Origin of the sequence: Streptomyces sp. NPDC020801, assembly GCF_044334385.1 — a bacterium.
In the GTDB taxonomy this organism is placed as follows: domain Bacteria; phylum Actinomycetota; class Actinomycetes; order Streptomycetales; family Streptomycetaceae; genus Streptomyces.
The window spans coordinates 43060-65105 of sequence record NZ_JBIRST010000028.1 but is presented as its reverse complement, the minus strand read 5'-3'; the positions used below and the strand labels follow the sequence as shown (position 1 = coordinate 65105).

20 protein-coding genes are annotated in these 22046 nt (G+C 70.9%); 14 read left to right on the top strand and 6 right to left on the bottom strand.

Going from position 1 to position 22046, the window contains the following annotated elements; all coding sequences use genetic code 11:
• Window positions 1–11 precede the first annotated feature (11 nt).
• Both ACH4UM_RS36540 and ACH4UM_RS36535 read left to right on the top strand, forming a co-directional pair.
• On the top strand, window positions 12–1577 hold the full coding sequence (locus ACH4UM_RS36540) for a cellulose binding domain-containing protein (protein WP_398189269.1): 1566 nt from the start codon (window positions 12–14) through the stop codon (window positions 1575–1577).
• Between the two features lie 180 nt (window positions 1578–1757).
• Window positions 1758–2681 carry an MBL fold metallo-hydrolase gene (locus tag ACH4UM_RS36535; RefSeq protein ID WP_398189266.1) on the top strand — a complete coding sequence of 308 codons (924 nt, stop codon included), beginning with the start codon at window positions 1758–1760 and terminating at the stop codon, window positions 2679–2681.
• 72 nt (window positions 2682–2753) lie between these two features.
• Here the strand turns inward: ACH4UM_RS36535 and ACH4UM_RS36530 are convergent, their stop codons facing one another.
• Window positions 2754–3575 carry a hypothetical protein gene (locus ACH4UM_RS36530; protein WP_398189263.1) on the bottom strand — a complete coding sequence of 274 codons (822 nt, stop codon included), beginning with the start codon at window positions 3573–3575 and terminating at the stop codon, window positions 2754–2756.
• A gap of 48 nt (window positions 3576–3623) precedes the next feature.
• A complete protein-coding gene (locus ACH4UM_RS36525; RefSeq protein ID WP_398189312.1) occupies window positions 3624–4454 on the bottom strand; it encodes an alpha/beta fold hydrolase in 831 nt (276 codons plus the stop codon).
• Window positions 4455–4793: 339 nt separating this feature from the next.
• On the opposite strand from ACH4UM_RS36525, the gene ACH4UM_RS36520 reads away from it, so the two are divergent.
• From ACH4UM_RS36520 to ACH4UM_RS36495, 6 genes are all read left to right on the top strand, one after another.
• Window positions 4794–5993, top strand: coding sequence for an acetyl-CoA C-acyltransferase (locus tag ACH4UM_RS36520; RefSeq protein WP_398189259.1), 1200 nt, complete (start codon window positions 4794–4796; stop codon window positions 5991–5993).
• A gap of 149 nt (window positions 5994–6142) precedes the next feature.
• On the top strand, window positions 6143–6781 hold the full coding sequence (locus ACH4UM_RS36515; protein ID WP_398189256.1) for an HAD family hydrolase: 639 nt from the start codon (window positions 6143–6145) through the stop codon (window positions 6779–6781).
• Window positions 6782–6861: 80 nt separating this feature from the next.
• Entirely contained in the window at window positions 6862–7554 is a 693-nt protein-coding gene (locus ACH4UM_RS36510) for a TetR/AcrR family transcriptional regulator (protein WP_398189253.1), read from the top strand.
• A 240-nt stretch (window positions 7555–7794) separates the two neighbouring features.
• Window positions 7795–9030, top strand: coding sequence for an acyl-CoA dehydrogenase family protein (locus ACH4UM_RS36505; RefSeq protein WP_398189250.1), 1236 nt, complete (start codon window positions 7795–7797; stop codon window positions 9028–9030).
• 136 nt (window positions 9031–9166) lie between these two features.
• The gene (locus ACH4UM_RS36500; RefSeq protein ID WP_398189247.1) at window positions 9167–10804 is read left to right on the top strand and encodes a serine/threonine-protein kinase; all 1638 of its coding nucleotides are present in this window, start codon (window positions 9167–9169) and stop codon (window positions 10802–10804) included.
• Window positions 10801–11757 (top strand): hypothetical protein, encoded by a 957-nt coding sequence (locus ACH4UM_RS36495; protein WP_398189244.1) that lies wholly within the window; start codon window positions 10801–10803, stop codon window positions 11755–11757. The genes ACH4UM_RS36500 and ACH4UM_RS36495 overlap by 4 nt, the downstream gene beginning before the upstream one ends.
• Window positions 11758–11781: 24 nt before the next feature.
• Here ACH4UM_RS36495 and ACH4UM_RS36490 read toward each other — a convergent pair whose 3' ends face one another.
• Entirely contained in the window at window positions 11782–12492 is a 711-nt protein-coding gene (locus tag ACH4UM_RS36490; protein ID WP_398189241.1) for a TetR/AcrR family transcriptional regulator, read from the bottom strand.
• Complete coding sequence (locus ACH4UM_RS36485; RefSeq protein WP_398189238.1) at window positions 12489–13784, bottom strand: PucR family transcriptional regulator; 1296 nt, start codon at window positions 13782–13784, stop codon at window positions 12489–12491. The genes ACH4UM_RS36490 and ACH4UM_RS36485 overlap by 4 nt, the downstream gene beginning before the upstream one ends.
• 189 nt (window positions 13785–13973) lie before the next feature.
• Between ACH4UM_RS36485 and ACH4UM_RS36480 the strand changes: the two genes are divergently transcribed.
• The 5 genes from ACH4UM_RS36480 to ACH4UM_RS36460 are packed head-to-tail and all read left to right on the top strand — an operon-like array spanning window position 13974 to window position 18979.
• Entirely contained in the window at window positions 13974–14732 is a 759-nt protein-coding gene (locus tag ACH4UM_RS36480) for an ABC transporter ATP-binding protein (protein ID WP_398189236.1), read from the top strand.
• Entirely contained in the window at window positions 14729–15538 is an 810-nt protein-coding gene (locus ACH4UM_RS36475; RefSeq protein WP_398189233.1) for an ABC transporter ATP-binding protein, read from the top strand. Before ACH4UM_RS36480 ends, ACH4UM_RS36475 begins: the two co-directional genes overlap by 4 nt.
• Window positions 15539–15543: 5 nt before the next feature.
• On the top strand, window positions 15544–16425 hold the full coding sequence (locus ACH4UM_RS36470) for a branched-chain amino acid ABC transporter permease (RefSeq protein ID WP_398189231.1): 882 nt from the start codon (window positions 15544–15546) through the stop codon (window positions 16423–16425).
• Entirely contained in the window at window positions 16422–17696 is a 1275-nt protein-coding gene (locus ACH4UM_RS36465; RefSeq protein ID WP_398189228.1) for a branched-chain amino acid ABC transporter permease, read from the top strand. Before ACH4UM_RS36470 ends, ACH4UM_RS36465 begins: the two co-directional genes overlap by 4 nt.
• Window positions 17697–17701: 5 nt before the next feature.
• Window positions 17702–18979, top strand: a complete 1278-nt coding sequence (locus ACH4UM_RS36460) for an ABC transporter substrate-binding protein (protein ID WP_398189225.1) — start codon at window positions 17702–17704, stop codon at window positions 18977–18979.
• 177 nt (window positions 18980–19156) lie between these two features.
• Here the strand turns inward: ACH4UM_RS36460 and ACH4UM_RS36455 are convergent, their stop codons facing one another.
• Together ACH4UM_RS36455 and ACH4UM_RS36450 are read right to left on the bottom strand one after the other, a co-directional pair.
• Entirely contained in the window at window positions 19157–20527 is a 1371-nt protein-coding gene (locus ACH4UM_RS36455; protein WP_398189222.1) for an FAD-binding oxidoreductase, read from the bottom strand.
• A complete protein-coding gene (locus tag ACH4UM_RS36450) occupies window positions 20524–21225 on the bottom strand; it encodes a FadR/GntR family transcriptional regulator (RefSeq protein WP_398189220.1) in 702 nt (233 codons plus the stop codon). Before ACH4UM_RS36450 ends, ACH4UM_RS36455 begins: the two co-directional genes overlap by 4 nt.
• Before the next feature lie 110 nt (window positions 21226–21335).
• Here ACH4UM_RS36450 and ACH4UM_RS36445 point away from each other — a divergent pair, with 110 nt between their 5' ends.
• Complete coding sequence (locus tag ACH4UM_RS36445) at window positions 21336–21950, top strand: cysteine hydrolase (RefSeq protein ID WP_398189217.1); 615 nt, start codon at window positions 21336–21338, stop codon at window positions 21948–21950.
• Window positions 21951–22046 lie beyond the last annotated feature (96 nt).

Below are 22046 nucleotides of genomic sequence, written 5' to 3'. Positions count from 1 at the left end.
GGAGACAAGCCATGCGAAGACCACTGGCCCTGCTCGCCGTGTTCGCCGGAGCGCTCCTTCTCGTCCTGGCGCCACCCGCCGCCGCGGCCTCCCCAGTCGCAGCCTTCTCGAAGACCTCGACCTGGGACGGCGGTTACCAGGGCGCGTACACCATCACCAACGGCGGCAGCTCCACGCTGACCGGCTGGACCGTCGAGTTCGACCTGCCCTCCGGCACGACCGTTGGTTCGTACTGGGACGCGCTGCTCACCCGGAGCGGCAGCCACTACACCTTCAAGAACCGTGAGTACAACGGCTCGTTGGTGCCCGGCGCGACCGCCACCTTCGGGTGGGTCTCCAGCGGCACCGGTTCGCCGGCGAACTGCCGGCTCGACGGTGCGTCCTGCGAGGGCGGCGCCGGCGGCGACACCACACCACCGAGCGTGCCGTCCGGCGTGACCGTCGGCTCCGCGACCGGCTCGTCCCTGACCATGCGCTGGAGCGCCTCCACCGACGACTCCGGTGCGGTCACGGGCTACGAGGTCTCCCGTGACGGCGCTGCGCCCGTCGCCGTCACCGGGACCTCGTACACGGCCACCGGACTGCAGGCGAGTACGAGTTACTCCTTCCGGGTCAGGGCCCGGGACGCCGCGGGCAACACCTCCGCCTACAGCACGGCGGTCGGCGGCACGACGTCCTCCTCCGGCGGCCCCGGACCGAGCGGCGGCGTGCCCACCGCGCCGTATGTCGACATGGGCGCATGGCCCACGCCGAGCATGCCCGCGATGTCCTCCGCGAGCGGAATCAAGAACTACACCATGGCATTCGTCACCGCGTCGGGCTGCAAGGCGATGTGGTTCAACGCCTATGACCCGCGCGACGGTTGGGCCAGGGACCAGATGGACGCGATCCGCGCCGGCGGGGGAGACGTCAAGGTGTCCTTCGGGGGCGCCACCGGCATCGAGCTGGCGCAGGCGTGCGGCTCGGTGGACGCGCTCCTCACCGAGTACGACGCGGTCGTCACCGCCTACGACCTGAAGTACGTCGACTTCGACATCGAGGGCTCGGCCACCGCCGACCCCGCTTCCGTCACCCGCCGTTCCCAGGCCCTGGCGCGCCTGCAGCAGGCCCACCCGGGCCTGAGGATCTCACTCACGCTCCCGGTGCTTCCGGAAGGCCTGACGGCGGACGGACTGAACGTGGTCAAGTCGGCGCGCGACGCGGGGGTGGACCTCGACGTCGTGAACGTCATGGCCATGGACTACTACCGAGGCGTCGACTACGGCGACGCGGCCGTGCAGGCCGCGCAGAGCACCTTCTCGCAGCTGAAGTCGCTCTACCCGGGCAGGACGGACGCCCAGCTGTGGGCCATGGTCGCGGTGACGCCGATGCTCGGCCAGAACGACGACGGCCACGTCTACGACCAGGCCGACGCCCGCCAGCTGGTTGCCTTCGCACAGGGCAGGCACCTGGGGGAGCTCGCCTTCTGGGAGTCGACGAGGGACCGCAACGCGTGCACCGGCGCCCTGTACATGTGCACGAACATCCCGCAGTCCCCCTACGAGTTCTCGAAGATCTTCGCGACGTACACCGGCTGACACACAGCCGGTCGAAACCTCCGGGCCGGCCCGCAGGCCGCCCCGGAGGCGCCGCCGTGCCCGGCCCGCGACGGGGTCCGGCAACGTGGCGCACCGACCGGCCAGTATGGTCTGGGTGGGTGCGGCTGGAGCACGTGCTGTGCCCGTGCCGCCCCGGACCTCCGCCCAAAGGATGAGTCGATGCACCTGCCGTTCGGCCGTCCGAGCCTGCGCCCCTATCTGGCGTACCGGCAGCAGCCTGCCCGTGCCGCGGCCGACGGGCTGACGGCCCACTTCCTGGGCACCAGCTCCGTGCTGCTCTCCGACGGCGAGACCTCGATCCTCGGCGACGGCTTCGTCACCCGCCCGAGGCTGCGGCGCACCGTGCTCGGCACGATCGCCCCCGACCGGACGGCGGTCAGGGACGCCATCGGCCGGCTCCGGCTGAACTCGCTCGCCGCTGTCTTCTGCGCGCACTCCCACTACGACCACGCCATGGACGCGCCCGTGTGGGTGCAGGAGGCCGGCGGTGAACTGGTCGGATCACGGTCCACCGCCAACATCGGGCGCGGGCTGGGCCTGCCGGAGCAGGCCCTGCGCGTCGTGGCCGACGGCGACACCGTCCGCTACGGGCGCTTCGAGCTGACCTTCATCGGCTCTGTGCACAGCCCCGGCGACCGAGCCCCGGGCACCGTCGAGCAGCCGCTCGTGCCGCCCGCCAGGACGGGCCGGTGGAAGAGCGACACCAGTTACTCGGTGCTCATCACCCACCCCCACGGACGGGTGCTGCTGCACGCCAGCGCCAACTACCGCCCCGGAGCGCTCCATGCTCATCGCGCCGACGTCATCTACCTCGGCATCGGTGCCCTCGGCAAACAGCCCGAGCGGTTCGTCGCCACCTATTGGGACGAAGTCGTGCGTGCCACCGGTGCACGACGGATCATCCTGGTCCACTGGGACGACTTCTTCACTCCTCTGGACCGGCCCCTGCGACCGATGCCGTACGCGCTCGACGACCTCGACGCCACCATGAGCCGGCTTCTGCCCCTGGCCCGCCGCGACCGGGTCGAAGTCCTTCTCCCGGTTCCCTGGCAACCGACTCATCCCCTTCTGAACCTCACCTGAACAGCCGGCCAGGCCGTGGCCGTCCGGTTCCCAGCGGATCGAGCGCGCAACGGGGTGAGCGCGAGAGGCCGGTCAGCCGAACTTGAGAAGACCGGCTTCGACGACGGCGCGGCCGAAGGGGCTCGCGAGGTCGGCGAGGCGTTCGCAGTCGGCGTCACCCAGGGCCGCGTAGGCGGGAAGGGCCAGGTGGTCGGTGCGGTCCTCGATGTGCCGGCGCAGGAGTACGCCTTCCGGGCTGAGGGAGTCGCCGTCTAGGAGGCCCCGCTTGCGCAGGCGCTCCTCGGTGTCGCTCCACTCCTCCTCGGGCCACGCGCGGCTCGCCTTGAGGAAGTCGACGGGAACCTCGCCGGTGGCGGCGTGCAGGATCAGGGACTCCAAGCCCCCGACGCCCTCGCTCAGCAGGCACGCGACATGGCCGTCTCCACGGAACTCCCGGAGCAGCGTCTGGGCGTGCCACAGCTGCAGTACCGGCTCCTCCGGCCAGGGCAGTGCGGCATGCGCGGCGAACAGCGAGCGGCCCTGAGCATGTTCGCGGGCCGCCTCAGCGGCCCGGCGGGTCAGTGCCAGGACCTCGTCCAGGGCGGGCAGCTCGTGGATCCCGGCCCGCCGCAGGGCCTCGCCCGCGGCGGCGTACCGCGCGTCCAGCACCTGCTGCGGCGTTGCCGCGTCCCAGGCCCCGTCCACCGTCTGCCGTACGAAATCGGGGTTGAAGTTGTAGAAGGTCGAGATGACCAGGTCGGCGGAGGCCCGGCCGAACGCGGCGCTCCGGGAGGCGAAGTACCCGGCGCGTCCGCTCAGTCCGAGCTCCGCGTACCGCCGCCTTCCCTCGGGGACGAAGTAGATCATGGCGTGTACGGGCTCGAGGCGGCGCCAGGCCGCGCGCGCTGTCTGCATGGGGGAGACCTCTTCGGAGAGTCGACGAACAGGAAAATTCGCTGTGGTTCAGTACTCGCCGTGCGCTCGCAGGTGTTCGAGCAGCAGGCGGCTCAGCGTCTCGGGCGCCTCCTCGGGGACCCAATGGCTCACGCCCTGGAGGGTCTCGAACCGGTACGGCCCGCTGACCCACCGCCCGGTCTCCTGCGCGGCCGCCGGGCCGAACGCGCTGTCCTGAGTGCTCCACACGTACAACGTGGGCACGTCGATGACGCCGATCGCGCCGTCGGGGCGGCCGGCCCGGTACCAGTTCAGCGCGGCGGTGAGAGCGCCCGGCCGGGACAGGTGCCGTACGTATGTCTCGGCACTGTCCGGCGGAACCTTTCCGGCGTAGACGGCGCGAAGCTCCTGGGCGTCGTGGGCGAGCATGCGCTCTTCGGTCGCGGGCGTCTCACGCCAGTCGATCATGTAGTGCGAGCGTGCGCGCTGGTCCTGGTCGGTGCGCAGGGCGGTGGCCAGAGCGGCGGGGTGCGGGGTCGAGACCACCGTCAGAGTGCGTACGCGGCCGGGGTGGGCGTCAGCGGTCCACCAGGCCACCGCGCCGCCCCAGTCGTGGCCGACCAGGTCGAACGCCGCCCAGTCCAGTGCCTCTGCGATCGCTACGACGTCGCCGACGAGAAGGCCGATGCGGTACTGCTCGGGCCGCTCGGGGCGCACGCCGGGGGAGTATCCCCGCTGGTCGGGTGCCACCACCCGGTAGCCGTGCGCGGCCAACGCCGCGATCTGCCGCTGCCACACCAGCCCCGTCTGCGGGAAGCCGTGCAGCAGCAGCACCGGGCGGCCCCCGGGCGGACCCGCCACGATCGCGTCGAACACGCCCGCATCAGTGGAGATGCTCAGCCCGTTCACGACCCACCCCTTCATACCGACTGGTCGGTAAGCCTTCAGTCATGGAGGCGAACTGTCAAGGGTGCGAGTTGCGCACGGCCGCCCGGGCGCCTCGCGAGGCGGTTGAACATGACGCCGAATTCAACTATAACCGGTCGGGGTGGCCGGCTCCCGTCACCCCCTGCGGCCACGGCTCATGCCGCCGGTCCACGGAGGAGACGGTCAATAGCCGCTCACAGCGGCCCAGTTGGCGTTCGTACCGCCCGCCGGCATCGAGCCGGCGCACGGAGCCCGGAATCCCGGCCCCGGACCTCCCGGGCGATCCGGACCCACAGGAAGCAGTGAGGCGACATGAGGGAAGCAGTCATCGTTTCGACGGCACGGACGCCGATCGGAAAGGCCTACCGCGGCGCGTTCAACGACACCCAGGCACAGGAACTCGCCGCCCACGCCCTTGCGCACGCGGTACAGCGCGCCGGGCTCGAGGGAGACGAGGTCGAGGATGTGATCCTCGGCTGCGCCGTGCAGCAGGGGTCCTCCGGTGGCAATGTCGCGCGCCAGGCCGTCCTCCGTGCCGGACTCCCGGACACCGTGCCGGGGATGACCATCGACCGGCAGTGCTCGTCGGGACTGATGGCGATTGCGACGGCCGCCAAGCAGATCGTCGCGGACGGCATGCAGATCGCTGTCGGCGGCGGTGTCGAGTCGATCTCCCTGGTGCAGAACGACCACATGAACACCCACCGCATGGCGGATCCCTGGCTGGCCGAGCACAAGCCGGGCATCTACATGCCGATGTTGCAGACGGCGGAGATCGTCGCCGAACGCTACGGCGTGAGCCGGGAACGCCAGGACGAGTTCGCGCTGATGTCGCAGCAGCGCACCGCGGCGGCGCAGCGGGCCGGCCGGTTCGACCAGGAGATCGTCGCACTCAGCGGTGTCAGGAAGGTCCTCGACAAGCGCTCCGGGGAGGTGCGGGACGAGGAGGTCATCCTGACCCGGGACGAGGGCAACCGCGCGTCGACGACGCTCGAGGGCCTGGCCGGGCTGACGCCGGTGCTGCCCGACGGTCGGGTGTGCGCGCGTTCCAGCGTGACGGCCGGCAACTCCTCGCAGCTGTCGGACGGTGCTTCGGCGTCGGTGCTGATGGAGTCGCAGGAGGCCGAGCGCCGCGGACTGGAGCCGCTGGGGGTCTACCGGGGCATGGCCGTTGCCGGCTGCGGGCCGGACGAGATGGGCATCGGCCCGGTGTTCGCCATCCCGAAACTGCTGAAGCAGCACAACCTCACCATCGACGACATCGGCCTGTGGGAACTCAACGAGGCGTTCGCTTCGCAGGCGCTCTACTGCCGCGACGAACTGCACATCGACCCGGAGCGGTTCAACGTCGATGGCGGCGCGATCTCGGTCGGCCATCCGTACGGCATGACCGGTGCCCGCCTGGTGGGACATGCCCTCATCGAGGGCAGGCGCCGCGGTGTCCGTTATGTGGTGATCTCGATGTGCGTCGGTGGCGGAATGGGCGCAGCCGGGCTGTTCGAGGTCGCCTGAGACATCTGGGACCGGGACCCCCGCTGGATGCCCGCAGCGTCAACCGGCGGGGGCGCGGCGTACCTGGCGCCCCATCGGAGCCGCCGAAACATGATCGCCGCCGGTGTACCGGCCGGCGGTGAGCCGACTGCGAGAGAGATGTGGACACCGTGTCGAACGTCGTGGGAAAGGCCCGAACCGCGGTCCTGGTGGACTTCGGCGGGGTCATCACCTCCAGTGTGCTGCGGGCCTTCGCCGACTTCGGCGCCTCGCTCGGCGGCGACCCGCACCTGCCGCTGAACCTCCTCGGCCGCGACAGGTCCTCACGCGCCCTGCTGGCCGACCACGAGTGCGGCCGTATCGACGCCGAAGCCTTCGAGCGAGGATTCGCCGAGCGTCTTCGCGCCCACGGCGCCGATGTGCCGGCCGAGGGGCTCACGGCCCGGATGCAGGCGGGGATGTCCATCGACCAGGACATGCTCACACTGCTGGGCGATCTTCGCGCCGCCGGGTATCCCGTTGCGCTGGTGTCCAATTCGTTCGGAACCGGAACCTACGACGGAGTCGACCTCGCCGCTGTGGCCGACGTGGTCGTCATCTCCGCCGAGGTGGGGATCCGCAAGCCTTCCCGCCGGATCTACGCCATCGCATGCGAGCGCCTCGGTGTCGACCCCGAGGAGGCGGTCATGATCGACGATCTGCAGCAGAACCTCGACGGAGCTGCGCGGATCGGAATCGGGGGCGTGCTGCACACCAGTGCCGCCGACACCGGCCGTCAGCTCGCCGAACGCTTCAGGATCACCGCCTGACCGATCACCGGGGCAGGCCGCCGCATCCCGCGCCTTCCGCGTTTGTGACCATGGCGTCGGATTCAAGTACAGTCTCGCAGGTGGACACCACTGCGCCCGAGGAGAGCGACAGCGAGAAGGCACCGCCCATGGCGCCCCTCTCGCAACTTCGCGAGCCGCCGTCGACGAAGCGCGGAGCGCGGACACGCGCCGCGCTGGTGACGGCCGCGCGGAAGGTGTTCGAGCGGGACGGCTACCTGGACACCCGCCTGACCGACATCACCAAAGAGGCCCGCTGTGCGGCGGGATCCTTCTACACCTACTTCGCCAACAAGGAAGAGGTGCTTGCCGCCGTCCTGCTGGAGGCGCAGGAGGACATGCTGCACCCCGGCATGGGCCGGGTGCAGGGGACCGACGATCCCTACGCGGTACTCGAGGCGAGCAATCGCGCCTATCTCGAGGCGTACAGGCGGAACGCGAAGCTCATGGCGCTGCTTGAGCAGGTCGCACAAGTGGAGCCGGAGTTCCGGGAGTTCCGGAGCCGGCGCGCGGACGCGTTCATCCGCCGCAATGCCCGCGGGATCGCCGACCTGCAGGCGCGAGGCATCGCCGACAGTGAGGTCGATCCGATGATGGCCTCCCGCGCTTTGTCGGGCATGGTCAGCGTCATGGCCTACAACGCCTTCGTGCTCGGCGAGCAGCGGGAGGAAGGCGAACCGGTGGACTTCGGGGAACTCGTGTCCACGGTCACCCGCCTGTGGGCGAACGCCCTGCGGTTCCCCGGCCGGCGCTGATCCGGCAGGGGCCCGTCCGACGCGGAGCGCGCCGCCCCCGCGCCGCCCTTTCGCGATCCAAACGCCCACGGCCGTTCCACGACAGCCCGCATCCCGCATCAAGCGGTAGACGGTAGACGGCCTCTCCTGCGCGGGGTGACGTATGCGCCAGACTTGAACTTGACGTCAGATTCAAATATACAGGTTGAAGGAAGACCACGGTCACGCCCGGTTTTCCCTTCCTACCGGTCAGGAGTTCGGATGTCCCTGTTCGAGACCTCGGCCCGCGCCGAGAAGTACCAGGCGGATCTGCTCGAGTTCATGGATTCGCACATCTACCCCGCCGAGGCGGTGTACCACGAGCAGATGCACGCGTCCGATGATCCGCACTTCCATCCGCCGATCATCGAGGAGCTCAAGGCGGAGGCACGCAGGCGCGGACTGTGGAACCTCTTCCACCCGCACCCCGAGTGGGGGCCGGGCCTGACGAACCTCGAGTACGCGCCGCTGGCGGAGATCATGGGCCGCAGCCACATCGCCTCGGAGGCGTGCAACTGCAACGCTCCCGACACCGGCAACATGGAGGTGCTCACGCTGTTCGGCAGTGACGAGCACAAGGAGAAGTACCTCAAGCCCCTGCTCGACGGAACAATGGCCTCGGCCTTCGCGATGACCGAGCCGCGCGTGGCCAGCTCCGACGCCACCAACATCGAGTTGCGCATGGAACGCGACGGTGACGAGTACGTGCTCAACGGCCGCAAGTGGTTCGCGTCCAATGCCCTGCACCGCAACTGCAGGGTCCTCATCGTCATGGGAAAGACGGACCCCACCGCGGTTCCGCACCGGCAGCAGTCGATGATGGTCGTCCCCATCAACGCCCCCGGGATCACGGTGATGCGCGACCTGCCGGTGTTCGGCTACCACGACCGTGAGGGGCACGCCGAAATCGACTTCACCGATGTACGGGTGCCGGCCAAGGACGTGCTCAAGGGCGAGGGCGAGGGATTCGCGATCAGCCAGGCCCGGCTCGGGCCCGGACGCATCCACCACTGCATGCGGGCGATCGGCGCGGCCGAGCGGGCACTGGAGCTGATGTGCCGGCGCGCGCAGACGCGGGTGACCTTCGGCCGTCCGGTCGCCGACCGTTCCAACATCCAGGACTGGATCGCGGAAGCACGTATCGACATCGAGATGATCCGCCTGCTCACACTCAAGGCCGCGCATCTGATGGACACGGTCGGGAACAAGGAAGCGCGCACCGAGATCGCTGCCATCAAGGTGGCCGCGCCGAACATCGCCTTGAAGATCGTCGACCGCGCGATCCAGGTACACGGAGGGGCGGGCCTGACCGAGGACTTCCCGTTGGCCATGATGTACGCGCACCTGCGGACGCTGCGGCTGGCGGACGGTCCCGACGAGGTCCACAAGCGGGCCATCGCCAGACGCGAACTGCGCCGGATCCGAGACACGGCCACTGCGGCCCGGCCGCGGAATTGAGACCAGCCTGATGCGGAAGGCGGGACCCGGCCGCAACCGGAGTGGCCGAAAATATGTCTCTCATGGCGTGGCCTGAAGCTCCCCCGGTCCGGGAAACCCGTGGAGCACTGCGGCCCGGTACGGGGGAGGGGAACGGATGAGCACATGGGCAGTGCCCGGATATACCGAGTCACTGGAGCTCGGTTCGGGGGCGAGCGGGCGTGTCGTGCTGGCCGTCCACCAGGAGACCGGCGTTCCGGTCGCGGTGAAGTACCTCAGTGAGGCACTGCGTACGCGGGCGGGTTTCGTACGCGATTTCCGGACGGAGGCGCGGCTGCTCGGCGATCTGGACAGCCCGTACGTGGCAGGGCTCTACGAGTACGTCGAGAGTCCCGGCGGTGCCGCCATCGTGATGGAGCTGGTGGACGGCGTCTCCCTGCGGACGCTGCTGGCCAGGCAGGGCCCGCTGGAGCCCGAGGCTGCTCTCGTGGTCCTCAAGGGCTCGCTGCTGGGGCTGGCCGACGCTCACCGGGTGGGCGTGGTCCACCGCGACTACAAGCCCGAGAACGTCCTGGTCACGCCGGACGGCGCGTCCAAGCTCGTCGACTTCGGCATCGCGGTCGACGCCGGCACGGGCGCCGGTGTGGCCGGAACTCCCTCCTACATGGCCCCGGAACAGTGGACCGGAGCGCCTGCATCACCCGCCGCCGACGTGTATGCGGCCACCGCCACCTTCTTCGAGTGCCTGACCGGCCACAAACCGTACTCCGGGCAGAACCTGGCGGAACTGGCGCTGCAGCACGTCGATTCGCCCGTTCCGGCCGAGGAGGCTCCCGAGCAGGTGCGGTCGCTGGTCCTTCGTGGCCTGGCCAAGTCCCCCGAGGAACGTCCCGCACACGCGGAGGAGTTCGTCACCGAGCTGGAGGCGGCGGCCGGCGCCGCGTACGGGCCCGAGTGGGAGGAGCGGGGACGCGGCAGACTGGCCGCCCTCGTGGCGCTGCTGCCGCTGCTGCTTCCCTCGGCCCGCAGCTCCCCCCGGACCACCACGGACACGGCCCGCACCGTGCTGCGCCAGAACCCGGGCTTCAGCTGGACCCAGTGGCGGCCCACTCTTTCCGGGATGCTGGTCTCCGGTGGGGCCCTGCTGCTCGCCCTCGTTCTGGCCTACGGCGTCGACCACCGGGCGGACTCCGCCCAGCAGGCCGCGCAGGCCGTCGCCACCACCCTTGTGCCGCCCGGTGTCACGCAGGACGTAACGGCACCGACGGCATCGGGGCACCCGTCCAAGAGTCCGACCGCCACCGGATCGCCGAGCCTCTCGCCCTCCGGCCGGCCGAGCACCGGGTCCGGCCTTCCGTCCGTCCCCGCGTCCGCCTCCGCCTCCGCGTCCGCCCCTTCCCAGGAGCCCACCACCGGCGGTACGACGGAGGCCGCCCCGACGACCACTCCGCCCAGCGCACCGGCCGCCCCCGCCGTCAAGGACGTCGCGGTGTCGGCCTTTCAGCAGACGGGTCCCTCGTCAGCCACGGCGACGATCACTGTCACCACGGACGGCACCGGGCCGATCTCCATCATGGTGGCCTGGTACACCAGCAACATCTACGGACCGCTCGGCACCCCGGACGGTGCCTCCCAGAGCTTTTCGCGCAGCGGCGCCACCCAGTACACCTTCACGGTCGACCACACCTTCCAGGGCGCCGGCTGCTACTGGGCGGTGCAGGCCACGACCACCCCGGCGTCCGCCGACGGCGGCGCCTCACAGCAGCTTCTGACCAGGCAGTGTGAGATCCGATGACCGCGACGAACGACCGCGCCCCCGCCCCCGACGCGGCCTCCCCGCCCGCGGACGAACAGCGCTCCGCCACGGCCGGCACCGGCCCCGGTCCCGCCACACCGCACCCCGCCCCGGCCGCCGACGAGACCGCCGCGGCCACCGTACGACTCCGGCCGCCGTCCGCAGCCGATGCCTCGGTGGCCGCAAGGCCGGACCTGCCGGCCGAGGCCGAGCCGGGGGCTTCCGGCACGGCGAAGCCGAGTCAGCCGGACGGGGCGCAGGCCACGACCGTCGTGGAGCTCCCCTCCGATGCCCTGCCGGGCCCGGCCACCCACGAACACGGCTCCGCGGACGACCAGTACAGCGCCACCGTCCTCGCCAGCCACTGGATCCAGAGACCCGAGTCCGACACCAAGGCGCTCACGACGCTGCCCACACGGCCCTCACCCGCGCCGAACCCACGGTCCGATCGTGTCGAGGACACGGTGCTTCGCTTTGGTCCCGGAGTGGCCGCTGCCGTCGCGCACCGGACGCACCTGACGCTGTCCCTCGCGCCGACGGCCCCCACGCCACCACACCGGCGCGGACGTCTGCGCCGGCATGCTCTGCCCGCGCTGGTGGTGATCGCCGTTCTGGCGTTCCTCGCCTGGCAGCGCCCTGGGACGTCCGTCGGCGTGCGCGACGTGGCGGTCAGTGTCCGGCATCCGGTCCTGGCATGTGACGAGACCGCCGACATCGTCGGCGTCGTCACCACGGACGGACGGCCCGGCACCTTCCCGTACCGCTGGGTCCGCAGTGACGGCTCCACATCGGGCGTCCTGCGCGAAACGGTGACCCGGGGGCAGAAGCAGGCACGACTGCACCTGTTGTGGACCTTCCAGGGCAAGGGTCGCTACGCGGCCCGGGCGGAGCTGCACCTGCTGTCGGCCACCCACCGCACCGTCGGCACGACCCTCGCCTACGACTGCCGCTGACGGCGTTCCGTCCGGCAGTCCTCCTCACTCGCAGGGCAGGCTCCGCCGGCGGGCGGCCTGCCGGGCGTCGCCGCCGGGCGGAGCCGACAGATGGATCAGGATGCCGCACACCTCGTCCACGATCTCCCGGGCCTCCCTCTCGTCCACGCAGTCGTCCAGCTCGCGCGCCGCCCCGCCGATGACGGTGGTCAGCACGATCACCCGGACCCGGCCGGCGCGTCGCTGCTCGTCCACCTCCAGGAGCCGGGCGTTGCGCCGTACCCACGCGCGGTCCCACTGGCGGCGCAGTGCGTCGAAGCCGGCCGGACCGTCGTTCCTTGCGAGGAGCCTGGCGAGCCGGCGGTTGTCCCAGGAACCCTCCAGGTACGCCCTGGCTCCCGCCACGAAGAGGGCGATGGGGTCGGCCACCCCTCGGCTGCGCGCGGCTGCCAGCGTGGCCGCGGTCCGGCGCTCCTGCTCCTCCCGGAACTCCTCCCAGAGGGCGAGGTACAGCCCTCGTTTTCCGCCGTAGTGCTGGAAGAGGCTGCCCACCGGGACACCGGAGCGCGCGGCGATCTCGGTGAGGCCGGCATCGGTGTAGCCGCGCTCGGTGAACACCTCCAGCGCCGCGTCCAGGAGCGTGTGCCGGACCGAGTGGTCCGGCACGGCGTGCCCCTCCGGCACGCCCAGGTCCCCCATCCCGTCCGCCGGCTGACGCGCCGTCCCCGGCCCGGCGGGCTCCACGATGCCGCTCACTGGCAATCTCCACCTTCCCCGGCCCCGTCGCGGATGGCGAGGGCGACCAGCAGTTCCAGGAGGTCGGCGATCCGGCGCGGGTTGCGTCCGGTGCGTTCCTCGATCCGGCGCAACCGGTAGTGCGCCGTGTTGTGGTGCACCCGCAGCCGCTCGGCGGCCAGCCGCAGGTTGAGGTCGGCCTCCGCGAAGGCCCGTATGGTGGCCGCCAGCGTGTCGCCGCGTCTTCGGTCCTCCTCCAGCAGCGCACGCACGCGGGGATCGACCAGTTGGCGGGCGAGGTCGTCGGCGCGCAGCGCCAGGTAGTCGAACGGGGACAGCCGCGGCAGCGCCGCCACCCCGCCCCCGGGCGGCACGAGGTCGAGGGCGGCCCGCGCCTCCTGGTAGGCGCGCGGCAGTTCGGACGCGCCGTGAGCGACCGTGCTGATGCCCATGGAGAGCATGGTCCCCTCCCGTGCCAGCCGCCGCTGCAGGGCTTCGAAGTGGGTGCAGATGTCGTCGGCGTCCATACCGGCACGGACGACGGGCACGGCCACCACCTCTCCGTGGCGCACCACGACCAGGGTTCGGCCGGCCCAAGGACCGGCGACACTGATCGACGCGCTGGTGGCGTAGCCGTACTCGGCGGAGGTGAGGTCCCCGGTGCGGCTTTCGCCGACGCACACCGCCACCACCGCCATCATGGGCGAGCGCGGCCCGATGCCGTACGCCTGCGCCGCCGCGAGCAGCGGGGCACGTGTCGGTGCCACCCCGGCCAGGAGCTGGTCCAGGAGGTCCCGGCGCTCCCGGTCCGCGTCCGCCACCACGTGCTGCTGGTACTCCACGTAGGCCTGTGCGGCATGGGTGCTGGAGAAGTCGACGTACCGCATCAGCGGTGTGACGAGCGACAGCGCGGCCTGCTGGGCCTCGGCGGACGTGCCCGCGCAGTCCAGCAACGTGTCCCACAACACCTGCCGGCCGATCCGGAAGGCACTGATCCAGTCCTCGAGGGCGAACCCGGCGCGTGCTCTGCGCATGGCCGCTGCGCGGCTGAAGACCAGGTCTTCCGGGGCGATGTCCCGGCCACCGGCCAGCGCCGCCAGTTGTATCCGGTAGTGCTCCAGGACCTGGCCCCGTACGTCGGCGAAGAACCGCTCGTCCTGCAGCGCGTACGAGGGGATCTCCGCGCGCATCACCGCCATGGCGGTCTCCGCCACCTCCTCGACCCGGTCGTGGACGGCATGCAGAATCCGCCGCCGCTCCCGGCGCAGGGGTTCGGAGAGCTGGGCAGTGCCCAGGGCGGGACCGCGAGGCATGGCGCCGATCGTCGCCGCAGTAGTCGTGCTCCGTCAACAGGCTCGGCGGGGGGACATTCCCGGCGGCTTGTGCGCGGCGCACAGGCCGGTGGCCGGGAAGTTGGGTGCTCGCACCCAATGTGCGGCCGGAAGGCCCCCACCTACTGTGACGCTCGCCCACCCCCCAGCACCTCGGAAGGGGCGTCACTCATGCTCGCGGTCGACGGTATCACCGTGCGCTTCGGCGGGATCACGGCACTCGACGGTGTCGCGTTCACCGTCGAGCCGGGCACCGCCGTGGGGCTCATCGGGCCGAACGGAGCCGGCAAGACCACCTTGTTCAACTGCCTCACCAGGCGCTGCACCCCCGACGGGGGAGAGGTGCGGTTCGAGGGTGAGGACCTGCTCGCCCTCCCGCCGCACGCCGTGGCCGGGCGCGGTATCGCCCGCACCTTCCAGAACCTGGGCCTGTTCCCGCGGCTCACGGTCCGGGAGAACGTCATGGTCGGCGCCCACAGCCGGGGGCACACCGGACACCTCGCCGCGGCGCTACGGCTGCCCCGCGTGAGGAGGGAGGAGAGGGAACTAGGTGACCAGGCGGACGACCTGCTACGGCGGCTCGGCCTGGCGGACGTCGCCGGCCACCCCGCCTCCGGGCTGCCGTTCGGCACGCTCAAACGCGTCGAACTCGCCCGGGCGCTCGCTGTACGGCCCCGGCTGCTGCTGCTCGACGAACCCGTCAACGGGCTCAGCCACGGCGAGGTCGGCCAATTCGCGGATCTGGTCCGCTCGGTGCGCCGGGAGTTCGACCTCACCCTCGTGGTGGTCGAACACCACATGGGGTTCGTGATGGGCCTGTGCGACAAGGTGGTCTGCCTCGACTTCGGCCGCAAGATCGCCGAGGGCTCGCCGGAGGAGATCCAGCGCGACCCGGCGGTCGTCGAGGCGTACCTGGGGGTGCCGGCGTGAGCGCACCCACCACCGAACGCACCGCGACCGGGGCGAGCGCAGAGCCGGAGTTCCTGAAGGTCTCCGGGCTGCACGCCGGTTACGGCCAGGCCCGCGTGCTCCAGGGACTCGACTTCCGTGTCGCCCGGGGCGAGGTGTGCGCGATCCTCGGACCCAACGGCGCGGGCAAGACCACGACGCTGAGGGCGCTGTGCGGCATGCTCCGCGGCCGCGGCTCGGTCACCTTGAACGGCACGGAACTGCTGGGCCGCTCGCCCGAGCAGGCCGCCAGGCTGGGCGTGGCGCACGTGCCCGAGGGCCGGGGCACCTTCAACGACCTGACCGTCGAGGAGAACCTTCGCATCGGCGCCCATGCGCGTACCGGTCACTGGCGGCGGCGGGGCCGCGCCGGACGTGCGGCCGTCACGGCCGACCTGGAGCGGATCTACGACTACTTCCCCAAACTGCGCCAGCGGTCGCGTCAGGCCGCCGGCAGCCTCAGCGGCGGGGAGCAGCAGATGCTCGCCATCGGCAGGGCGCTGATGCTGCGGCCCTCGCTGCTGCTCCTGGACGAGCCGTCCCTGGGGCTCGCGCCGCTGGTCACCCGTGAGCTGTTCGAGATCGTCCGTGCCGTCAACGAGGAGGAACGCACCACCGTGGTCGTCGTCGAGCAGAACGCCCAACTGGCGCTGGACATCGCGCACCGGGCGCACGTACTGGAGGCCGGCCGCCTGGTGCTGTCCGGACCGGCCGCGCAGATCCGGGAGGACGGGCAGGTCGCCGAGGTCTACCTCGGCATCTCCGTCCGCTCCGGGAAGGCCGGGTGAACGACGTGACCGATCTTCTGCAGCAAGTGGTGGAAGGACTGGGCTCCGGCGCGGTGTACGCCAGCCTGGCGCTGGCCCTGGTACTGATCCACCGGTTCACGGGGATCGTCAACTTCGCGCAGGGCGAGCTGGCCATGCTCTCGACGTACGTCGCCTGGCAACTGGTGGCGTCCGGGATGCCGTTCTGGCTGGCGCTGCCGGTCACTCTCGCGGTGTCCTTCGCCGGCGGCATGCTGGTCGAGCGGATCGTCATCCGCCCCGTGCAGGGTGCACCCGAGCTGACGGTGGTCATCGTCACGGTCGGCCTGTTCATCTTCGTCAACGCGATGGCCGGCCTGATCTGGTCGTTCACCGTGAAGGACTTCCCGCAGCCGTTCCCCGACGGCGGGATCGACCTGGCCGGGGTGCGCGTGGACTGGTCGACGCTCGGGATCATCGGCGTCGTGGCCGTCGTGATGGGCCTGCTGTATCTCCTGTTCCAGCACACCTCCACCGGCCTGGTGATGCGGGCGGCGGCCTGCAACCCCGCCTCCGCCCGGCTGTCGGGCATCCGGGTCGGCCGGGTGCTGATGCTCGGCTGGGGACTGGCCGCGACGGTCGGTGCGGTGTCGGGCGTGCTCGTCGCCCCGGTGCTGTTCCTGGAGCCCAACATGATGGGCGGGGTGCTGATCTACGCGTTCGCCGCGGCCACCCTGGGCGGCTTCGACAGCCCGGTCGGCGCGGTCGTCGGCGGCCTGTTCGTGGGCGTCGCCGAGACGCTGACCGGGGCGTACGTGGATGTGATCGGTCCGGATCTGAAGGTGGGCGTACCCCTGGTGATCATTCTGGGCGTGCTGCTGGTCAGGCCTCAGGGCCTGTTCGGACGGGCGGCGGTGGAGCGCGCATGAGCACCGTCACCACAACACCCGGCGCCATCGGAACCCGGCGCCTGCGGGCCGCGCTCACCGCGCTCCTCGCGGTGGCGGTCGCCGCCTACGCACCCTTCTACTTCGCCCCCTTCCAGGTCTTCCAGCTGACGATGGTGCTGCTGTACGCCGTGGCACTGGCCGGGCTGAACCTGCTGGTCGGGTTCGGCGGGCAGATCTCGCTCGGACACGGCGCGTTCTTCGCGGCGGGGGCCTACACGACGGCGGTCATGCTCGACCGGTACGGCACCGGCCACCTGGCCACGCTGCCGGTCGCGGCCGCCGGATGCTTCCTCCTCGGCCTCGGTTTCGGGGTGCCCGCCCTACGGCTGCGCGGGCTGTACCTGGCCCTGGTCACTCTCTCGTTCGCGGTGTTCCTGCCGCCGCTGCTCAAGCGGCTCGAGTGGGTGACGGGCGGCGCCATGGGCCTGACCGTGGACAAGCTGGAGCCACCCGCGTGGAGCGGGCTGGCCGAGGACCAGTGGATGTACTTCGTCGTCCTGGCCGTCACCGCGGCGGCCCTGCTGCTCGCCCGCAACCTGCTGCGGTCCCGGGTCGGCAGGGCGCTGCGCGCCCTGCGGGACAACGAGAGCGCCGCGGAGGTCATGGGCGTGCGGTTGTCGCTGCACAAGACCCTCGCCTTCGCCTGGAGCGCGATGTTCGCGGGTGTCGCCGGGTGCCTGTACACCTGGGTGATCGGCTTCGTCTCGCCCGACTCCTTCAGCTTCGTGCTGTCCATCACGCTGCTGGCCGGCCTGGTGGTCGGGGGACTGGCCTCGCTGTACGGACCGCTGCTGGGCGCGGCGTTCGTGATGTACGTGCCGAGCGTGTCCCAGGACCTCAACGAGGCGGCACCCGGTGTGGTGTTCGGCCTGCTGATCATCGCGGTGATGTTCGTGGCTCCGACGGGACTGGCGGGACTGCCCGGCCGCGTCCGCGAGGCCGCCGGTCGCCGCCCCGTCCGCACCGCGGGCGGCCCCCACCGCCCGTCCGGGTCCGATCCGCAGGCCGGGTCCGATCCTCATGCCGGGGCGGAGGCGCCTTCCCCTTCCGAATCCACGCCGGAATCCATGCCGGAGTCCACGTCCGAGTCCGCGCCGGAACCCGCGCCCGGCACGGAGCCCAAGTCCGAAGCCGATTCGGCCTCCACGCCAAAGTCCACACCCGAACCCTCCGCGCCCCCCACGCCCGCGGATTCCGCACCCGCCGACCCCGAACCCGTGGGCGCACCGCCCCGCACGGAAAAGGAATGAATCACATGCGCAAGACCACCGCTCTGCGGGCGGCCGCGGCCGCTACAGCCGCCCTGCTCACCGCGACCGCCTGCGGCAGCCAGCGAGGACAGGACGACCAGGGCACCGCCGCCGGCGGTGCCTGCAAGGGCCAGCAGACCACCGGCATCACCGACAAGACCATCAAGCTGGGCGGGATCTACCCGCTGTCGGGACCGGCCTCCGCGTACGGCACGATCAGCAAGGGCGTGGCCGCCTACTTCAAGTACGTCAACGACAAGGGCGGCATAGACGGCCGCAAGGTGCAGTTCATCGTCCGCGACGACGGCTACCAGCCGCCCAAGGCGGTCGAGGAGGCCCGCAGACTTGTCGAGCAGGAGAAGGTCTTCGCCGTCTTCCAGACTCTGGGCACCCCGTCCACGGCAGCCGTGTGGGACTACCTCAACCAGCAGAAGGTGCCGCAGCCCTTCGTCGCCACGGGTGCCTCCGTCTGGGGCACGGACGACAAGCACCCCTGGACCATCGGCTGGCAGCCCAACTACGTGGCCGAGGCACGGGTGTACGCCAAGTACCTCAAGGACGAGAGGCCGAAGGCCAAGGTCGCCGTCCTGTACCAGAACGACGACTTCGGCAAGGACATGCTGGGCGGGTTCAGGAAGGCCGTCGCCGGCAGCGGTATCAAGGTGGTCGCCCAGGAGAGCTATGAGGTCACCGACCCCTCCGACTCGGCGCAGATGGCCGCCCTCGCCCGCTCCCGGGCGGATGTGCTGCTGGACGTCTCCACGCCCAAGTTCGCCAGCCAGGCCCTCGCCGCCGACGCCAGGAACACCGCGTGGAACCCGCTGCACATCGTGAACAACGTGGCCGCGTCGGCCGCGGTGCTCAAGCCGGTCGGGTTCCGGAACGTCCAGGGTGTGGTCTCGGCAACCTACTTCAAGGATCCGGCCGACCCGCGCTGGTCCGCCGACCCGGAGATGAAGGCGTACAAGGACGCGCTGCACAGGTACGCGCCCGACGCCGACCCGGCCAACCAGTTCAATGCCTATGGCTGGGCCGTCGCCTCGAGCCTCCACCAGGCCCTGGACGCGATGAAGTGCCCGACCAGGGAAGGGCTGCGGGACGCGGTGCGCAATCTGAAGGACGTGAAGGTGGGCCTGCTGCTGCCCGGGGTCACCCTGTCCACGGGCAGTGGCGACGCCTTCCCGATCGAGACGATGCAGCTGATGCGGTTCAAGGGTGAACGGTGGCAGCTGTTCGGCAAGCCGGTGGACACCCGAAAGGAGTTCGGTCCCCTGGCGAACTGAGCCGGCGGGACGACCCGACTCGATGCCCTGACACCTGGTGACCGCCCCCGCCCCGGCACTGCGCGCGGGGGCGTCGCCGCGGCCGCAGGAGGACCACCTGCCCCGCTTGGATGACTGACCTGCTTCCGTTGCCGGGTGTCGTGCCGCCGTCGCGGCTCCTTTTGAAGACGGGCACCCTCAGTACGCGCGACCCGGGTTGAGGATGCCCTTGGGGTCGAAGACGGCTTTGACACCGGTCATCAGCTCTCGCTCGGCCGGGCCGAGCTGTGCGTCGAGGTAGGGCGTCTTGAGGGTTCCGACGCCGTGCTCGCCGGTGATCGTGCCGCCCAGTGAGAGGGTGGCGGCCACGATGTCGTCGAAGGCGGCCCGCGCGCGGGCGGCCGCGTCGTCGTCGGTGGCGTCGTAGACGACGGTCGGGTGCAGGTTGCCGTCGGCGGCGTGGCCGAAGGTGCCGATGAGCACGCCGCGGTCGGCGGCGGTTCGCTCGATCGCGGCGAGCAGGTGGGGAAGGTCCCGGACCCTGACGCCGACGTCGTCGAGCAGCGTGGTGCCCAGCTTCTCCAGTGCCGGGTACACCATTCGTCTGGCCTGCATGAACATCTCGCCCTCCGCCGGGTCGGCGGTGTGCAGCACCTCGGTGGCGCCACCGGCTTCGGCGAGCCCGGCGCAGATCTCGGCTTCGCGGCCGGCGGACGGTCCGTCGCACTGGACGAGCACGAGTGCTCCGGCGGACTCGTCCAGCCCCATGCGCGTAAGCCGATTGACGGCGCGGATGCAGGTGCGGTCCATGAGTTCCACCGCCGCCGGTTCGGCGACGGCCGCGATCCGCAGCACGGTGTCGACGGCGTGCTGGGGCGTCGGGAACGCGGCCACTGCGGTCGCGGTGGCCGCGGGGAGCGGTCGTAGCCGTACGGTGGCGTCCACGATCACCGCGAGGGTGCCTTCGGAGCCGACGAGGAGCCGGGTGAGGTCCAGGCCGGCGACGTTCTTGCGGGTCGGCGACCCGGTGCGGATCACGCGGCCGTCGGCGAGCACGGCCGTCAGCGCGGCGACATGGTCTGCGGTGACGCCGTACTTGGCGCAGCACATGCCGCCCGCGTTGGTCGCCAGGTTGCCGCCGATGGTGGAGATCGCCTTGCTGCCCGGGTCCGGCGGGTACCACAGGCCGTGCTTGCGGGCGCGGGTGTCGAGGTCACCGGTGAGCACGCCCGGTTCGACGGTTGCCGTGCGGCCGGGCACGTCGAGGGCGAGGATGCGGTCCATCGCGGCGAGCGAGAGTACGACGCAACCGTCGATCGCGTTGGCCGCGCCGGCCAGCCCGGTGCCGGCACCCCGGGTCACCACCGGCGTGTGGTGGGCGCCGGCGGTGCGCAGCGTGGTGATCACGTCCTCGGTGGAGCGGGCCCGCACCACCGCGGCCGGGCGCCCCGCGGGCGCAAGCAGACACTGGTCACGACGGTAGGCCTCCATCGCGCCCTGTTCGGTGATCACCCGGCCGGGCAGCGCGGCGGCGAGGGCGGCGGCGACCTGTGCGACCGTGACGGTCATGGCGTCTCCGGCTCGTAGAAACCGCGGATGTGACCAACGATCAGCTCGGCGGCGCGGTCGGTCTCGCCCGCGTCCAGCGCGTCGACGATCGCTCTGTGTTCGGCCAGCAGACGCGCGAGCACCGTGCCCCGGTCGGGCTGCGCGGTGAGCGCGTCGAGCAGGTAGCCGGCTATGCAGTCGCGCAGTACGCCGATGACGAAGCCCAGTGCCTGATTGCCGCCGGCGTAGGCGAGTTGCACATGGAATTCCACGTCGGCGGCGTGGAACGCACGGATGTCGGTACACTCCACGGCCGCCGCCATGGTCGCCAGGCAGGACCGGGCCGCGTCGGGCACGGCGGTGATCTGCCGTATCGCCTCGGCCTCCAGCAGCACGCGCAGCGCCACAAGGTCGCCCAGCGGGATCGCGCCGACCTGCAAGGCGGTACTCAGCGCCAGGCCCGCCGCCCCCGCCGCGCGCTCGTGGGTGACTCGTGGACGCGCCGTGGAAACGGTGTCGGCGCCGCTGATGAGACCGTGCGCCTGCAGCACCCGGAGGGCCTCGCGGACAGTGGACCGCCCGACGCCGAAGGACTGGGCGAGTTCGGTTTCCGTGGGCAGCTCGGTGCCGGCGGGGAAAGTGCCGTCCAGGATGGCCGCGCGCAGGCGCTGGGCCACCTCAAGGCTCAAGGGGATACGCGATACCGGCGAGAGGGTCATGGGCTCACCGTAATCTCTTGTCCGCTTGTCGGACAAGCTGTTACCGTACTGCTCCTCGCTGCCTGAGGGCACCCGGCCCTACCTCAACGACGCGGAAATCAGGTGTCGCCATGACCGACAAGCTCGAGCTCGACCCGGCCAGGACTGCGATCGTGCTCATCGAGTACCAGAACGAGTTCACCAGCGACGGTGGCGTGCTGCACGGCGCGGTCGCCGACGTCATGCAGCGCACCGGCATGCTCGAGAACACCGTCGCCGTGGTCGAAGCCGCCCGGCGGGCCGGCGTGACCGTGATGCATGCGCCCATCACCTTCGCCGAGGGCTACGCCGAGCTGACCCGGCACCCCTACGGCATCCTCAAGGGCGTCGTGGACGGAAAGGCGTTCGTGAAGGGCACGTGGGGCGCCGCCATCGTCGACGAACTGGTCCCCGCGAACGGCGACATCGTCATCGAGGGCAAGCGGGGGCTCGACACCTTCGCCAGCACGAACCTCGACTTCATCCTGCGCAGCAAGGGCATCGACACGATCGTCCTCGGCGGCTTCCTCACCAACTGCTGCGTGGAGTCGACCATGCGCACCGGTTACGAGCACGGCTTCCGGGTGATCACGCTGACCGACTGCGTCGCCGCCACCTCGCAGGAGGAGCACGACAACGCCATCACCTACGACTTCCCGATGTTCTCGCTGCCGATGACCTCGGCCGAAGTCGTCGCCGCGCTGTAGGCCCCCGTCACCCGACCCCGCCGGCCCGGGGGCCGGAGACCTGGTCCCGCGGACCTGACCGGGAACCGGGAGGGGGAAGGGGCCTGGATCTTGGCG

Coding starts and splice junctions, on each gene's coding strand:
- ACH4UM_RS36540 (WP_398189269.1), top strand. CDS start 12: ATGCGAAGACCACTGGCCCTGCTCGCCGTGTTCGCCGGAGCGCTCCTT.
- ACH4UM_RS36535 (WP_398189266.1), top strand. CDS start 1,758: ATGCACCTGCCGTTCGGCCGTCCGAGCCTGCGCCCCTATCTGGCGTAC.
- ACH4UM_RS36530 (WP_398189263.1), bottom strand. CDS start 3,575: ATGCAGACAGCGCGCGCGGCCTGGCGCCGCCTCGAGCCCGTACACGCC.
- ACH4UM_RS36520 (WP_398189259.1), top strand. CDS start 4,794: ATGAGGGAAGCAGTCATCGTTTCGACGGCACGGACGCCGATCGGAAAG.
- ACH4UM_RS36505 (WP_398189250.1), top strand. CDS start 7,795: ATGTCCCTGTTCGAGACCTCGGCCCGCGCCGAGAAGTACCAGGCGGAT.
- ACH4UM_RS36500 (WP_398189247.1), top strand. CDS start 9,167: ATGAGCACATGGGCAGTGCCCGGATATACCGAGTCACTGGAGCTCGGT.
- ACH4UM_RS36495 (WP_398189244.1), top strand. CDS start 10,801: ATGACCGCGACGAACGACCGCGCCCCCGCCCCCGACGCGGCCTCCCCG.
- ACH4UM_RS36485 (WP_398189238.1), bottom strand. CDS start 13,784: ATGCCTCGCGGTCCCGCCCTGGGCACTGCCCAGCTCTCCGAACCCCTG.
- ACH4UM_RS36480 (WP_398189236.1), top strand. CDS start 13,974: ATGCTCGCGGTCGACGGTATCACCGTGCGCTTCGGCGGGATCACGGCA.
- ACH4UM_RS36465 (WP_398189228.1), top strand. CDS start 16,422: ATGAGCACCGTCACCACAACACCCGGCGCCATCGGAACCCGGCGCCTG.
- ACH4UM_RS36460 (WP_398189225.1), top strand. CDS start 17,702: ATGCGCAAGACCACCGCTCTGCGGGCGGCCGCGGCCGCTACAGCCGCC.
- ACH4UM_RS36455 (WP_398189222.1), bottom strand. CDS start 20,527: ATGACCGTCACGGTCGCACAGGTCGCCGCCGCCCTCGCCGCCGCGCTG.
- ACH4UM_RS36450 (WP_398189220.1), bottom strand. CDS start 21,225: ATGACCCTCTCGCCGGTATCGCGTATCCCCTTGAGCCTTGAGGTGGCC.
- ACH4UM_RS36445 (WP_398189217.1), top strand. CDS start 21,336: ATGACCGACAAGCTCGAGCTCGACCCGGCCAGGACTGCGATCGTGCTC.